Source organism: Streptomyces palmae, from assembly GCF_004684805.1.
Classification (GTDB): domain Bacteria; phylum Actinomycetota; class Actinomycetes; order Streptomycetales; family Streptomycetaceae; genus Streptomyces; species Streptomyces palmae.
The window spans coordinates 1-11,323 of the sequence record NZ_SRID01000221.1; the positions used below are offsets into that span (position 1 = coordinate 1).

The 11,323-nt window shown below is 71.1% G+C and carries 17 protein-coding genes; 8 read left to right on the top strand and 9 right to left on the bottom strand.

What is annotated here, in order from left to right; all coding sequences use genetic code 11:
* Positions 1-688: 688 nt before the first annotated feature.
* Positions 689-868 carry a hypothetical protein gene (locus tag E4099_RS34895; RefSeq protein ID WP_209446681.1) on the top strand — a complete coding sequence of 60 codons (180 nt, stop codon included), beginning with the start codon at positions 689-691 and terminating at the stop codon, positions 866-868.
* Between the two features lie 52 nt (positions 869-920).
* Here the strand turns inward: E4099_RS34895 and E4099_RS21095 are convergent, their stop codons facing one another.
* The gene (locus E4099_RS21095) at positions 921-1,283 is read right to left on the bottom strand and encodes a winged helix-turn-helix transcriptional regulator (RefSeq protein WP_135340660.1); all 363 of its coding nucleotides are present in this window, start codon (positions 1,281-1,283) and stop codon (positions 921-923) included.
* A 96-nt stretch (positions 1,284-1,379) separates the two neighbouring features.
* On the opposite strand from E4099_RS21095, the gene E4099_RS21100 reads away from it, so the two are divergent.
* Positions 1,380-2,264 (top strand): NAD(P)-dependent oxidoreductase, encoded by an 885-nt coding sequence (locus E4099_RS21100; protein ID WP_135340661.1) that lies wholly within the window; start codon positions 1,380-1,382, stop codon positions 2,262-2,264.
* A 78-nt stretch (positions 2,265-2,342) separates the two neighbouring features.
* On the opposite strand, the gene E4099_RS21105 is transcribed toward E4099_RS21100, so the two are convergent.
* Entirely contained in the window at positions 2,343-2,633 is a 291-nt protein-coding gene (locus E4099_RS21105; RefSeq protein ID WP_135340662.1) for a hypothetical protein, read from the bottom strand.
* Positions 2,630-2,854 carry a hypothetical protein gene (locus tag E4099_RS21110; RefSeq protein ID WP_135340663.1) on the bottom strand — a complete coding sequence of 75 codons (225 nt, stop codon included), beginning with the start codon at positions 2,852-2,854 and terminating at the stop codon, positions 2,630-2,632. Before E4099_RS21110 ends, E4099_RS21105 begins: the two co-directional genes overlap by 4 nt.
* Positions 2,855-3,116: 262 nt before the next feature.
* Here E4099_RS21110 and E4099_RS21115 point away from each other — a divergent pair, with 262 nt between their 5' ends.
* Both E4099_RS21115 and E4099_RS21120 read left to right on the top strand, forming a co-directional pair.
* A complete protein-coding gene (locus E4099_RS21115) occupies positions 3,117-3,965 on the top strand; it encodes a helix-turn-helix domain-containing protein (RefSeq protein ID WP_135340664.1) in 849 nt (282 codons plus the stop codon).
* A 6-nt stretch (positions 3,966-3,971) separates the two neighbouring features.
* Entirely contained in the window at positions 3,972-4,175 is a 204-nt protein-coding gene (locus E4099_RS21120) for a DUF397 domain-containing protein (RefSeq protein ID WP_135340665.1), read from the top strand.
* Between the two features lie 70 nt (positions 4,176-4,245).
* Here E4099_RS21120 and E4099_RS21125 read toward each other — a convergent pair whose 3' ends face one another.
* The 3 genes from E4099_RS21125 to E4099_RS33125 all read right to left on the bottom strand — a co-directional run bounded on the left by E4099_RS21125 (position 4,246) and on the right by E4099_RS33125 (position 5,169).
* The gene (locus E4099_RS21125; protein ID WP_135340666.1) at positions 4,246-4,653 is read right to left on the bottom strand and encodes a hypothetical protein; all 408 of its coding nucleotides are present in this window, start codon (positions 4,651-4,653) and stop codon (positions 4,246-4,248) included.
* Positions 4,654-4,723: 70 nt separating this feature from the next.
* The gene (locus E4099_RS34900; protein WP_280923513.1) at positions 4,724-4,858 is read right to left on the bottom strand and encodes a hypothetical protein; all 135 of its coding nucleotides are present in this window, start codon (positions 4,856-4,858) and stop codon (positions 4,724-4,726) included.
* A gap of 140 nt (positions 4,859-4,998) precedes the next feature.
* The gene (locus tag E4099_RS33125; RefSeq protein ID WP_167828442.1) at positions 4,999-5,169 is read right to left on the bottom strand and encodes a hypothetical protein; all 171 of its coding nucleotides are present in this window, start codon (positions 5,167-5,169) and stop codon (positions 4,999-5,001) included.
* A 142-nt stretch (positions 5,170-5,311) separates the two neighbouring features.
* On the opposite strand from E4099_RS33125, the gene E4099_RS21130 reads away from it, so the two are divergent.
* Together E4099_RS21130 and E4099_RS21135 are read left to right on the top strand one after the other, a co-directional pair.
* On the top strand, positions 5,312-6,064 hold the full coding sequence (locus tag E4099_RS21130; protein WP_135340667.1) for a DUF6879 family protein: 753 nt from the start codon (positions 5,312-5,314) through the stop codon (positions 6,062-6,064).
* 18 nt (positions 6,065-6,082) lie between these two features.
* On the top strand, positions 6,083-6,934 hold the full coding sequence (locus E4099_RS21135) for a helix-turn-helix domain-containing protein (protein WP_135340668.1): 852 nt from the start codon (positions 6,083-6,085) through the stop codon (positions 6,932-6,934).
* Positions 6,935-6,967: 33 nt separating this feature from the next.
* On the opposite strand, the gene E4099_RS21140 is transcribed toward E4099_RS21135, so the two are convergent.
* Entirely contained in the window at positions 6,968-7,441 is a 474-nt protein-coding gene (locus E4099_RS21140) for a type II toxin-antitoxin system VapC family toxin (protein WP_135340669.1), read from the bottom strand.
* Positions 7,431-7,700 (bottom strand): type II toxin-antitoxin system prevent-host-death family antitoxin, encoded by a 270-nt coding sequence (locus E4099_RS21145; RefSeq protein ID WP_135340670.1) that lies wholly within the window; start codon positions 7,698-7,700, stop codon positions 7,431-7,433. The genes E4099_RS21140 and E4099_RS21145 overlap by 11 nt, the downstream gene beginning before the upstream one ends.
* Positions 7,701-7,814: 114 nt before the next feature.
* Here E4099_RS21145 and E4099_RS21150 point away from each other — a divergent pair, with 114 nt between their 5' ends.
* The gene (locus tag E4099_RS21150) at positions 7,815-8,306 is read left to right on the top strand and encodes an SRPBCC family protein (protein WP_135340671.1); all 492 of its coding nucleotides are present in this window, start codon (positions 7,815-7,817) and stop codon (positions 8,304-8,306) included.
* Between the two features lie 77 nt (positions 8,307-8,383).
* On the opposite strand, the gene E4099_RS21155 is transcribed toward E4099_RS21150, so the two are convergent.
* Entirely contained in the window at positions 8,384-9,592 is a 1,209-nt protein-coding gene (locus E4099_RS21155) for an MFS transporter (protein WP_135340673.1), read from the bottom strand.
* Between the two features lie 408 nt (positions 9,593-10,000).
* On the opposite strand from E4099_RS21155, the gene E4099_RS21160 reads away from it, so the two are divergent.
* Entirely contained in the window at positions 10,001-10,984 is a 984-nt protein-coding gene (locus tag E4099_RS21160) for a LysR family transcriptional regulator (protein WP_425348266.1), read from the top strand.
* Positions 10,985-11,323 lie beyond the last annotated feature (339 nt).

The window sequence follows — 11,323 nt, forward strand, 5'->3', positions numbered from 1 at the left end:
CCCACCCACTCCGCCGGCGAGCCCCGCACGGACGCGGTCTCACCGCACGTGCGGGGTCGCGGCGGGCGGTGCGGGGGCGCCGCCCGGCAGCACCGCCCGCCGGAAAACCAGTGGAGCCGCACTCCCGGGTGCCGTTACCGTGCTCCCGCCCACCGTCACCCTGTCGAGGACATGCCGTTGTACACCAAGTGAGATCCCCCAAGCGCTGAACCGTCGCGCGTCGCACCTGTGCGGCGTGCTCCTTTTCGCTGCGGTCTTCTCACTGGAACCGGTGTATCTCTGTGTCCACGAACTGGGCGACCACGCCCACCTGCCCACCGATCGTCCTCCGCCACTGCCACAGGTGCGCCTCCGGGCGCTCCCGGGTGGACGGAAACCTCCGCGTGCTGCTGTGCGGCGGGTGCGGGGACGCGAGCAGCCTCACCTTCCTGGAACGGGTGAGCGTGTGTTCCGTACGACCCGGACTCCCGAACACGGTGTACGGCGACGCCCCCGGCCTGGCAGTCGAACTGCCCCGGGCCCTGGTCGTACGGCGCCGGGCCGCGGGCGCCTGGGTCCGGACCGACCGGCCGGCCTGGCAGTCGCCGTACGGTCCGCCGCCGCACCGGGTACACCGGGGCCGCTGGGCGCCTGTGCCGGGGTTGGCCACGGCCCAGTCCGCTGTGCGGCACGGATTCCCGTGCGGCCGGTGCGACTGATCGCCGAGGGCTTCGGCCCTTCGCGCGCCGGGGCCGACGGACTGCCGACCGTGGGGAACCTCGCATCGACGGACCGCCTGAACGGCGAGCCCTCGGGCGACCTCGCCCGCGGCCTGGACGCGACCAGGCCCGTCCGTACCGACAGCACCGGGAGCCCGCTCCAGCGCTGAGTCCTTCCGCCCCCGGGCCCGTCCGGCGGGTATCCCACCCGCCGGACGGGCCTCAGCCTGACGTCTGAGCCGGTCCGCGAGCCGCCGACCGCTCGTGTCCCCAGACGGACAGCGGCTCCAGCGCGGTGTTGAGGCGCACGCCGTCCGCGGTCAGCGAGTACTCGACGCGGGGCGGCACCTCGTCATAGGCGACGCGGAGCACGATGCCGTCCGCCTCCATCTCCCGCAGGTGGGAGGCGAGCACCTTCTCGGTGATGCCCGGAACCAGTCGGCGCAGCTCGCCGAAGCGGCGGTGGGGGTGCTCGTGGAGCGCCCAGAGGATCGTCGCCTTCCACTTGCCGCCGATCACCTCCATCGCGGTGTCGAGCCCGCAGACCTCCTTCTCCGGCGCGTCCGGACGGTTCGGCGTCGTCATCCCCACCCCTTCCGAGCTGCTCGCTCACCCCGAGGTAACCACCCACTAAAAAGTGCGTACTTGATCAACTTCGGGCCTGTGACCAGCCTAATCGACATGGCACCGAACATTTCTGAGAAGAATCCCGTCACGCTGCTGGGCCTGGGCGCGATGGGCACCGCCCTGGCCCGTACCTGGCTCGCCGCCGGTCACCCGCTCACCGTCTGGAACCGCACCCCGGCCCGCGCCGAGGCGCTTGCCGCCGAGGGGGCCGAGGTCGCGGACAGCGCCGCGGCGGCGGTCGCGGCGAACCCCCTGGTCGTCGTCTGCCTGCTGGACGACGCCTCGGTCGAGGAGGTGCTGGGCGGCACCGACCTGGCCGGCCGGGACCTGGTCAACCTGACCACCAGCAACCCGGCCCAGGCCCGCGCCCGCGCCGAGTGGGCCCGCGAGCGCGGCGCCCGCTACCTGGACGCCGGCATCATGGCCGTCCCCCCGATGATCGGCGTCCCGGAGGCGGGCGGCTACGCCTTCTACAGCGGCTCGCGGGAGCTGTTCGAGCAGCACCAGGAGACCCTGGCCGTCCCGATGGGCACCACCTACGTCGGGGAAGACGCGGGCTTCGCCGCCCTGTACGACGTGGCTCTGCTCAGCGCCATGTACGGGATGTTCGCCGGGGTCTCGCACGCCTTCGCCCTGATTCGCAAGGAGGACATCGACCCCACGGCGTTCGCCCCGCTGCTCGCCGACTGGGTTGTCGCGATGGCGCAGCCGGCGGTGCACCAGACCGCCGACCACCTGCGCAGCGGCGACTACACCACGAACGTCGTCTCCAACCTGGCCATGCAGGTGGCCGGCGTGCCGACCTTCCTGGGCACCGCCGAACAGCAGGGCGTCAGCCCCGAGCTGCTGGCCCCCTTCTTCGAGCTGATGCGCCGCCGGCTGGCCGAGGGCAACGGGGAGGAGGACCTCACCGGCGTGATCGATCTGCTGGCCCGCTGACCGGCCGGGTGCCGGGCCGAGGGTCCGTGCCGGTCACAGCCGCCCACCGCACCGCTGTGACCGGCACGCGAACCCGCGCTAACCGGCTCGGTGTACGGCGAGGAGTACGCCCAGCAGCAGGGTGACCGCGCAGATCCCGACGCCCCAGAGGGCGGCCAGGAAACCGTCGACGGTGACACCGCCCCGTAACGCGGCCCGGACGGGGGCGATCCGCAGGGGCCGCAACGGGGCACGCGGCCCGCGGTGCCTGCCGGTGGGCTCGCGGACGTACGGCCCGAGGGCCGCGAGGAGCAGCAGCAACAGCCCGCCGCCCAAGGCCAGTACGCCCAGGATCCCGGCCGAGGTGCCGGGCCCGCCCGTGACCGTCATACCGGGCGCTCCGCTCCGGTGGTGTCCGGCCCGGCCGGTCGGATGTCACCCAACAGGGTGTGCCAGACCCCGTTTTCCAGGTCACCGGGCCGATCCGGATCGGCGAGCCAGATCCAGCGGCCGGGCATGGGCCGAGTGGTGATGACCCCCCGGCGCTTCCGACGGGTGTCGTACACGGTGTCGCCGACGGCGTAGGCGTGTGGATTGCGCAGGCTGGTCATCGAGACGTCCTTCCGCGTGGCGGGGTGCGCGCTGGGTGCGCGTTTCCCCTTTCGGGTGGCGGCACTCCGACACGGCCCGGGCGCTTCAACGCCCGGTCCCGCGCCCACCGTTGGAGTCATCGGTGCCGTGCCATGTCCTCCGATCGAGACCGTAGGGCGCATTATTGAGACGGCGCAATAGTGCGCCTGGCTTTACACCCGACCGGGGGACCCTGGCAGAGTTGGAGCGACCGGCCCGCAACGACAGACCGAGGGGTACGACATGCCGCCGCGAGGACACCCCACCGCGCGCCAGGTGCGCCTGGGTTCCGAGTTGCGCAAGCTCCGTGAGCAGGCGGGCATGACCAGCGCGGAAGCCGCCGCGTCGCTCGGTTGGGAGAGACCGCAGGTCAGTCACATCGAGTCCGGGCGGTGGGGCGTCAGCGGCGAGCGGGTGCGGCATCTGGCCGCCCACTACTGCGTTCGCGACGCGGCCTACGTGGACGCGCTGGCCTCCATGGCGGAGGAACGGGTGAAGGGCTGGTGGACCGACTACCGGGACGCTCTGACCGCCAGCTCCCTGGACCTGGCGGAACTCGAGCATCACGCGAGCTGTCTGCGCGTGATCGAGATGTCCATCGTCCCGGGACTGCTTCAGACCGAGGGGTATGCCCGCGCGGTCTTCGCGGGTGCCATCACCGAACGTCCGGCGGCGGAAGTCGAGGCCGCGGTGCAGCACCGGATGGCGCGACGCTGCATCTTCCAGAGGCCGTCCCCTGCGCAGTTGGACGCGTACGTTCATGAGGCCGCGCTGCGTATGCGGTATGGAAGCCGCAGCGTCATGCGGGAGCAGCTGGACTTCCTGGGAGCCGCCGCGGAGTGGCCGACGGTGCGCGTCAGGATCGTCCCGTTCGACGCGGAGGTCACCTCGTCGATCCAGTCCCTGACGTTTGCGGGCGGTCCGGTCCCGCAGCTGGACACGGTCCAGGTCGACAACGCCTTCGACGGTGCCTTCCTGGCGGCAGAAGCCCAGCTCGCGAAGTACCGGGCGCTTCTCGACCGGGTCGACAGGATCGCGCTCGATGTCAGCGAGTCGAAGAAGGTCATCCGCTCCGTCGCAGAGGAATTGTGAACCACCATGACCGACAGTGCAGTGCAGTGGCAGAAGTCGTCCTTCTCCAGCGGCGGGGACGGGGGCCAGTGCCTTGAGCTGACCGCTCTCGCGGAGGGCATCCTCATACGCGAGAGCGAGAACCCCGGCACGGTCCTGGCCGTGGACCGCGCCGAGCTGCGAGCCTTCGTACGCGGGGCCAAGACGGGGGAGTTCGACCGCCTGGGGTGACGGGTCCGGGGCAGCGGCCCCAGACCCGGCGGGTGGGCCATGTCCCGCACGTGGCCCCCGCGCTCACTGCCTACCGCTGCGGGCAGGCGTACTCGGGCCGCAGTCGGTTGGGGCTGCATCCGATCAGGCATACCGAGAGGAACCGCTGCCCGGTCAGGTACCAGCCGCCGGCCACGTCCTCCCCGCCCGCCACCGCCCTGGCCGCGCTCTCGATCTTCGCCGCGAGCCGCTCGGGGTCGCGGTCGTACGCCGTGGCGAACTGTGCCGCGTGCTCCCGGCTCCGCTGACCGAACCACGCCGCCGCGGCCTGGGGGTCATCCCAGGTCCCGTGGACGTACGAGCGGGGCTTGAGCAGCCAGTGCGCCAGCTCCAGCGGTACGACCTTCGACGTGGCGAACTCCGGGTGCTCCGGTCGTCGGGGGCCGTCCTTCCCCAGTTCGTGTCCAGAGCCGAGCCAGACATATCCGTGGTGGTGCATGTCGTGCCTCACTGCGATGGAGGCCGACCCCCGCGCCGTGCGGGGGCCGACCTCGGCGTTCTCGCGGCCGTCAACCACGGCCGCAGCCGTCACCACTTCCGCAACCGCCCTGCTGGCCACCCTCCGTCGGAGCGTCGGTGTCCGGCATGGTGTCGCCGTCTTCCGGATCGTGCCGGATGGCGGCCTTGATTCCGTTCAGGCGCATCGGGAAGATTCCCTTCTGTGCTGTCCGCGCGAGGGCCTTCCTCGCGCCGTCGTGCACGTGCACCCGTTCCGGCAGGGCTCGACCTGCCAGGGCTCCGGTCCAGCCGGAACGGGGGTTTGTGTGCGGGCGTCGCGCCTGCCTCATCCGCGCGGAGTCCGCGCCTCGCGAGGGGCCGCCTTGAGCAGGGCCCGCGCCGTCTCGCAGCCCCGGGTACCGGTCCGGCAGGCACAGCCGTCGAAGTGGTCCAGGACGGACCGCCATGCCTGGGTCCCGCGTTCGTCCATGGCGCCGGTGCGCCGCTTCTGCCGCATGAACGGGACGTTAGGGGCGAGGAGTTGGCGGTGCGCGAGGATATTCTCGATTATTCTCGCGACGCCCCTGGCTATGCCTCGACATTCTCACGGAGGGTGTGGATGCTGTAGCCGAGAGTCGTCACAGGGGAGGAATGGACGTATGGCACGCAGGCTGCGCTTCAACGGCACGGGATCCAACGGGGGTGGCTGCCCGTCGGTCCACGAGGATCTGGATAGTGGCGAGGTCATCGTGCATGGCCCGCCGCTCACCAAGCCCGAAGACATCGCCCAGCTCCAGCATCTCTCCGAAGGGGAGGTAGCTGTGGCAGTGCCGCGGGAGCTGCTGGTGGACTGGGCGCCGAAGGACGCCACCCGGGCAGCCAAGACCATCGACTTGGACGAATTCGGGGGTCTCTTCGGAAAGTTCGAGCACACTGCGTGGCGACTGGAAACAAGGCGGCGTTTCAAGAGCGACGAAGCATCCCCGGGCTACAAGGAGTTCGTCGAGACGGGTGGTGGCCCACTCGATCCCTACCACCCGTTCTTCGCCACGATCCGTTCGCAGGTGGAGCAGGGTAAGCGGTGTGAGCGCGTGCGCATCGTGGACAACCCGCCCACGATCGGGCAGCGGTACCTCATGTACTCCGCGAAGCGGAACCGCGACATGGGCGAGGACATCCGCAACCTCTGGCGCGCGGACGCGGACCGGCTGCGTCTGCCCGCCGAGGACTTCTGGATCTTCGACTCTCGGCTGGTCGCGCTGCTCAACTTCGATGACGACGACGACCTGATCGACGTCGAGCTGATCACGGAGCCTGCTGAGGTGGTCCGGTACTGTCAGGTCCGCGATGCGGCTTGGCACCACGCTGTCCCTGGCGAGGAGTTCGAGGCGGGACTGCCTTCGACTGAGTAAACGGTTTACGTTTGACCGGTGAGCACTGACTTTCAAAAGGCGCGAGCAGAGCTGGGCATCCGCCTCCGCGAGCTGCGCGAGTCCAGTCCTGAAGGTCAGCTCACCGGTTCAGCGCTGGCGGAACGTCTCGGCTGGGCCCAGTCGAAGGTCAGCAAGCTGGAGAACGGCCGCCAGACCGCGACCGTCGAGGACTTGCGGATGTGGGCGGAGGCGACGGGGCGGCCCGATGCCTTCGAGGAACTGGAGGCGCGCCTCAAGAACCTTGAGTCCCGAATCCGGTCATGGCGGAGGCAACTCGCATCCGGTCATCGTCCAGTGCAGGAGACCTGGAACGCCCTCGTGGCGGATGCTGCCGTCTTCCATAACTGGGAGAATGCCCTGATCCCGGGCATGGTCCAGACAGCGGAGTACGCACGGCACGTCTTTATCAGGCACGCGGAACTCCAGAACTCGCCGCGAGACACCGAGGATGCCGTCCGGGCGCGCATGAGGCGACAGGAGCATCTCTACGAGTCCGGCAAGAAGTTTCACCTCCTCGTCTGGGAGGCGGCTCTGCGGGTTCTCGTCTGTCCGCCATCGGTGCTTGCCGCTCAGCTTGACCGGCTCACCGGGGTCGTCGGGATGGACACCGTCGAGCTGGGCATCGTCCCCTTCTCGGCCCCGTTGAAAATTCCCCCGGCGGGCAGCTTCATGGTTGTGGACGAACGCCTCGCCATCACCGAGGACTGGCACGCCGAGCTGTGGTTGGACGACCCGCACACCGTGGCCACCTACAAGCGCGTCTGGGACAGGCTCCATGAGTCCGCCGTCTATGGGACCGAGGCCCAACGCCTGATCAGCGAGGCACGGCAGGCGCTGGGTGGCGGGTAGGCGCGGTCGGACTCGTCCCGGCGGCCATCGGCCCTAGCGGTCGTGGAGTACCCGCGGTCGTGTGACGGGAACGATGGTGAGCAGGTCGTCGAGGCCCTTGAAGTCGTCTGGGTTGGTGGTGAAGAGCGGGAGACCTTCAGCGACGGCGATCGAGGCGATCATCAGGTCGGCGATGCGTCGCCGGGGCTGGCGGCCTGCGCTGATGACGGCGGCGGAGACGCGGCCATAGATACGGGCGGCTTCCACGTCAAAAGGAATGGGATCGAACTCGTTTTCGGCGCGCTGAAGGATGTCCATGCGCCGGGCCCGTTCGGCATGTTCGTCGTAGTCGTCCTGCTCTGCGTTGCTGCGCACCTGGTGAGGGCCTGCGGATAGTTCGGCCAGGGTGATGGCGGTGATAGCCATCTCGGCCGGCAGTTCCTCCGGGTTGATCCACTTGCGCAGGATCATGATGTTGGTATCGAGAAGCCCTTGCCGGTGTGCGATGGGCTGGTGCTCAGCGGGCATAGGCGTCGTCCGGCCCCTGGTCGATGGTGGCGTCCTGGTCGGCGCGGAAGCCGCCCAGTGAGATGTCGGGTGCGGAACGCGACATGGCGGCGAACTCGCTGCGGGGAACGAAACGGCGGCGTCGGCGCAGCGGGACCAGCTCTCCGATGCGGTGCCCATCCCGGGTGACGGTGAAGGACTGCCCGCTTTGGACAGCATCCATGATCTCTCTGGACCGGGTACGGAGGTCTCGTTGGGTGATTTCTGGCTGGGCAGGCATGTGTCCACGGTAGCCCCGAGTGCTATCCGGTGCTACCTGATAGCACAAAGAAGCTTGTCGAGAGCTTGGCCCCGTCCGCAAGCGATCCGCGCCACCCACGCAGAGGAGTACGCCATGACGAACGCGCCCACCTCCGTGCCGACCTACGGCTACGTCACCTACATCCGCGCCACCCCCGAGCAGGTGTGGCGGGCCCTGACCGACGCGGACCTCACCGCGCGCTTCTGGGGACACGCCAACGTCTCGGACTGGCAGCCGGGCTCGACCTGGGAGCATCGGCGGGTCGACGGTTCGGGTGCCGTCGACGGGGTCGGCCGGGTGCTCGCGGCCGACCCCCCGACACGCCTGACCTTCACCTTCGAGGTCGACCGAGGGGCCGACCTCGATACCGCCTCCGCGCGTGAGCCCTCGGTGGTCACCTTCCTCACCGAGCCGCACCAGGACATCGTCCGGCTCACCGTGACCCACGAGAAGCTGCCCACCCAGGGCATGTTCGAGAGCGTCTCGCAGGGCTGGCCCGCCGTGCTGGCGAACCTCAAGTCGCTGCTGGAGACCGGCGAAGCCCTGCCGCAGGCGCCGTGGGAGATGCCGCCCGGGCAGGGCTGAGCCGGAGGGTGGAGGGTCGGGTCCGGTGGGCTGAACCGCGGGGCCGGGGCCGCCGGGGCCTCCGGTGGCCCGGTCCGTCAGCGGCCGGTGAGTCGGATCCCGGCCAGGGACGGACCCGCGGGGTGGGCGATCCGGGCGCGGTGCTCGGAGTGGGCGGCCCGGGTCCCGTACAGGGTGATCGCGCTGGCGCCCAGCACCGCGCACAGGCCCAGCAGCACCGTGCCGGACCACCCCATCGCGTGGAAGGCGACCGCGCCCAGCGCACCGCCCACGCTGCTGCCCAGGTAGTACGAGGTCTGGTAGAGCGCGGACGCCTGGGCGCGCCCGGTCTTGGCGATGCGGCTGACCGCGGAGGAGGCCACCGCGTGGCCGGCGAAGAACCCGGCGGTGATCAGCACCAGGCCCAGCAGCACCGCCACCAGCGAGGGCGCCAGGGTCAGCAGCAGGCCCGCGGCCGTGGTGCCGACGGCCAGGTACAGCGCGCCGCGCCGGCCGATCCTGCCGACCAGCCGTCCGGCGTTCGCCGAGGAGACCGTACCCACCAGGTAGACCAGGAAGATCGAGCCCACCACGCCCTGCGGCAGGTGGAAGGTGTCGATCAGCCGGTAGCCGATCACCGTGTAGACCGCGCCGAAGACGGTCATGAACAGCGCGCCGATCGCGTACAGCCGCCGCAGCAGCGGGTCGGACAGGTGCCCGGCCACGGTACGGGCCACCGCGCGCGGGCTGAGCGGGCTCGGGGTGAAGTTGCGGGCCTTGGGGATCAGCATCCGGAAGGCCAGCGCGGCCAGGACCGCCATCGCGGCCACCGTGCCCAGCGCCGCGCGCCAGCCCCAGAGCTGCGCCACCCAGCCGGTGAGGATGCGGCCGGACATGCCGCCGATGCTGTTGCCCGCCACGAACAGGCCGATCGCGCCGACCAGCGCCTTGGGCCGCACCTCCTCGGCCAGGTAGGCCATCGCGGAGGCCGGCACCCCGGCCAGCGCCACGCCCTGCACCGCGCGCAGCGCGATCAGCCAGCCCAGCCCCGGGGCGAACGGGATGGCCAGCGACACCAGCGCCGCGCCGCACAGCGAGGCCGTCATCATGGCGCGCCGTCCGAAGCGTTCGGACAGGGCGCTCAGCGGCAGCACCGCCACCGCCAGCGCGCCGGTCGCCGCGGACACCGTCCAGCTGGCCTGGTCCGGGGTGACCGCCAGGTCCGCGGAGATGGCCGGCAGCAGCGCCTGGGTGCAGTAGAGCAGCGCGAAGGTGGCGACCCCCGCCGCGAACAGGGCGAAGCTCATCCGGCGGTAGCCGGGGCCACCGGGGTGCAGCTGCTCGGACTGCCGTGCGTCGTCGCCGCCTCCGTCGCCGGGGAGCGGCTGCCGGGACCGCCGTGCGTCGTCGCCCTCGCAGGGACGCGCCTGCCGGGGCTGCCGTGCGGCATCGTCGCCGGGGAGTCGCCGCTCCGGCTGCCGCGGGGTGGGGAGGGTACGCGCCTGGGCACCACGGTCGGTGCGCTGCCGTAGGTCGCCGGTGGGCCGGTCCGCGAGGGCGGTCGCGGAGGTCGCGGAGGAGGAGGGGAGGGACGGCGCGGGGGAGGCGTCCACACGGCGAACGGTGGACGCCCCGGTATCGGCAGGAGGCATGCCAAGAAGGTAGGCACCCCACCGCTCATGCGTCCAATGCAGGAAAACGCGATAATCGATGCCGTGCAGCATGAGCAGAGGTCAGGGCGGCCGGTGTCACGGCCTCGCAACGAAAAAGACACTTCCGCAACCTCCGGACCGGCGGCGGAATCCTGGGCGTACGAGCTGGCCCCGCGGCTGGCCCAGTTCGCCGCGGTGGCCCAGCACGAGCATGTGACCCGGGCCGCGCAGCAGCTCGGCGTACCGCAGTCCACGCTCAGCCGGTCCATCGCCCGGCTCGAACAGGATCTGGGCGTGGCGCTGTTCGCCCGGCGCGGTCGGGCGGTCTCGCTCACCCCGGCCGGCCGCACCTTCCTGGCCTCCACCGAACGCGCGCTGGCCGAGGTGGAACGGGCCGCCGAGTCGGTGCGCGCGGACGCCGACCCCGCGGCCGGCAAGATCGCCTTCGGCTTTCTGCACACCCTGGGCATCGAGACCGTACCCGGGCTGATCCGCGCCTTCCGGGTGGACCACCCCCGGGTCCGCTTCCAACTGGTGCAGAACTACGGCGAGGCGATGATCGAGCGGCTCCGCGCCGGCGGCCTGGACCTCTGCCTCACCTCACCCGTCCCGGACGCCCCCGACCTGGTGGCACGCCGACTGGACGAGCAGCGGCTGCGGCTGGTGGTGCCGGACGACCACCGGCTGGCCGGACGCAAGCGGATCCGGCTGGCCGAGGCCGCGGGCGAGCTCTTCGTCACCCTGGAACCGGGGTACGGGCTGCGCCGCATCACCGACGCGCTGTGCGCCGAGGCCGGGTTCTCGCCCCGGATCGCCTTCGAGGGCGAGGAGGCCGAGACCCTGCGCGGCCTGGTCGCGGCCGGGCTCGGGGTGGCCCTGCTGCCCCCGCCACCGGTGCCCCGGCCGGGCGTCGCGGAGCTGACCGTCACCGCCCCCCGCGCGGTCCGGGAGATCGGCGTCGCCTGGCTGGAGGGCCACCCGGACACCCCGCCGGTGGCCGCGTTCAAACGGTTCCTGCTGGCCCAGCGGGGGCGGCTGCTGGCGTGAGCCTCCGCCTCCGTACCGTCCGGCGATCTCCCGCGCCCCGCACCCGGTGACCGTTCGGATTCCCGCCAGGCCGCCGCGCCGCCCGCGGCACCGGCGCCGAGGAACGCCGCACCGGAACAGAACCGGTGGCTGCGCCGACCGGGTGACCTTCGCGGTGCGTGCTTCGACTTCGGTCGCTCATTCGTGGAAGAACAGGTTGCTCCGTGCAGACCACGAAGACGACTTGGAGCCTTCAATGACGATGGGCAGGACTGCGGTACTCCTCGCCGCGGCGGTGGGAACCGTCTTGCTGGGAGCGGGCGGAGCAGAGGCCGGCGGTTCTCGGGGCGGGAGTGGCGG

Excerpts from the sequence above, each read along its gene's own strand:
- E4099_RS33125 (WP_167828442.1), bottom strand. The coding sequence starts at position 5,169 with ATGCGGCAGAAGCGGCGCACCGGCGCCATGGACGAACGCGGGACCCAG.
- E4099_RS21120 (WP_135340665.1), top strand. The coding sequence starts at position 3,972 with ATGACCGACAGTGCAGTGCAGTGGCAGAAGTCGTCCTTCTCCAGCGGC.
- E4099_RS21110 (WP_135340663.1), bottom strand. The coding sequence starts at position 2,854 with ATGACCAGCCTGCGCAATCCACACGCCTACGCCGTCGGCGACACCGTG.
- E4099_RS21155 (WP_135340673.1), bottom strand. The coding sequence starts at position 9,592 with ATGAGCTTCGCCCTGTTCGCGGCGGGGGTCGCCACCTTCGCGCTGCTC.
- E4099_RS21145 (WP_135340670.1), bottom strand. The coding sequence starts at position 7,700 with ATGCCTGCCCAGCCAGAAATCACCCAACGAGACCTCCGTACCCGGTCC.
- E4099_RS21150 (WP_135340671.1), top strand. The coding sequence starts at position 7,815 with ATGACGAACGCGCCCACCTCCGTGCCGACCTACGGCTACGTCACCTAC.
- E4099_RS21100 (WP_135340661.1), top strand. The coding sequence starts at position 1,380 with ATGGCACCGAACATTTCTGAGAAGAATCCCGTCACGCTGCTGGGCCTG.
- E4099_RS21115 (WP_135340664.1), top strand. The coding sequence starts at position 3,117 with ATGCCGCCGCGAGGACACCCCACCGCGCGCCAGGTGCGCCTGGGTTCC.
- E4099_RS21125 (WP_135340666.1), bottom strand. The coding sequence starts at position 4,653 with ATGCACCACCACGGATATGTCTGGCTCGGCTCTGGACACGAACTGGGG.
- E4099_RS21130 (WP_135340667.1), top strand. The coding sequence starts at position 5,312 with ATGGCACGCAGGCTGCGCTTCAACGGCACGGGATCCAACGGGGGTGGC.
- E4099_RS21140 (WP_135340669.1), bottom strand. The coding sequence starts at position 7,441 with ATGCCCGCTGAGCACCAGCCCATCGCACACCGGCAAGGGCTTCTCGAT.
- E4099_RS21095 (WP_135340660.1), bottom strand. The coding sequence starts at position 1,283 with ATGACGACGCCGAACCGTCCGGACGCGCCGGAGAAGGAGGTCTGCGGG.
- E4099_RS21105 (WP_135340662.1), bottom strand. The coding sequence starts at position 2,633 with ATGACGGTCACGGGCGGGCCCGGCACCTCGGCCGGGATCCTGGGCGTA.
- E4099_RS34900 (WP_280923513.1), bottom strand. The coding sequence starts at position 4,858 with ATGCGCCTGAACGGAATCAAGGCCGCCATCCGGCACGATCCGGAAGAC.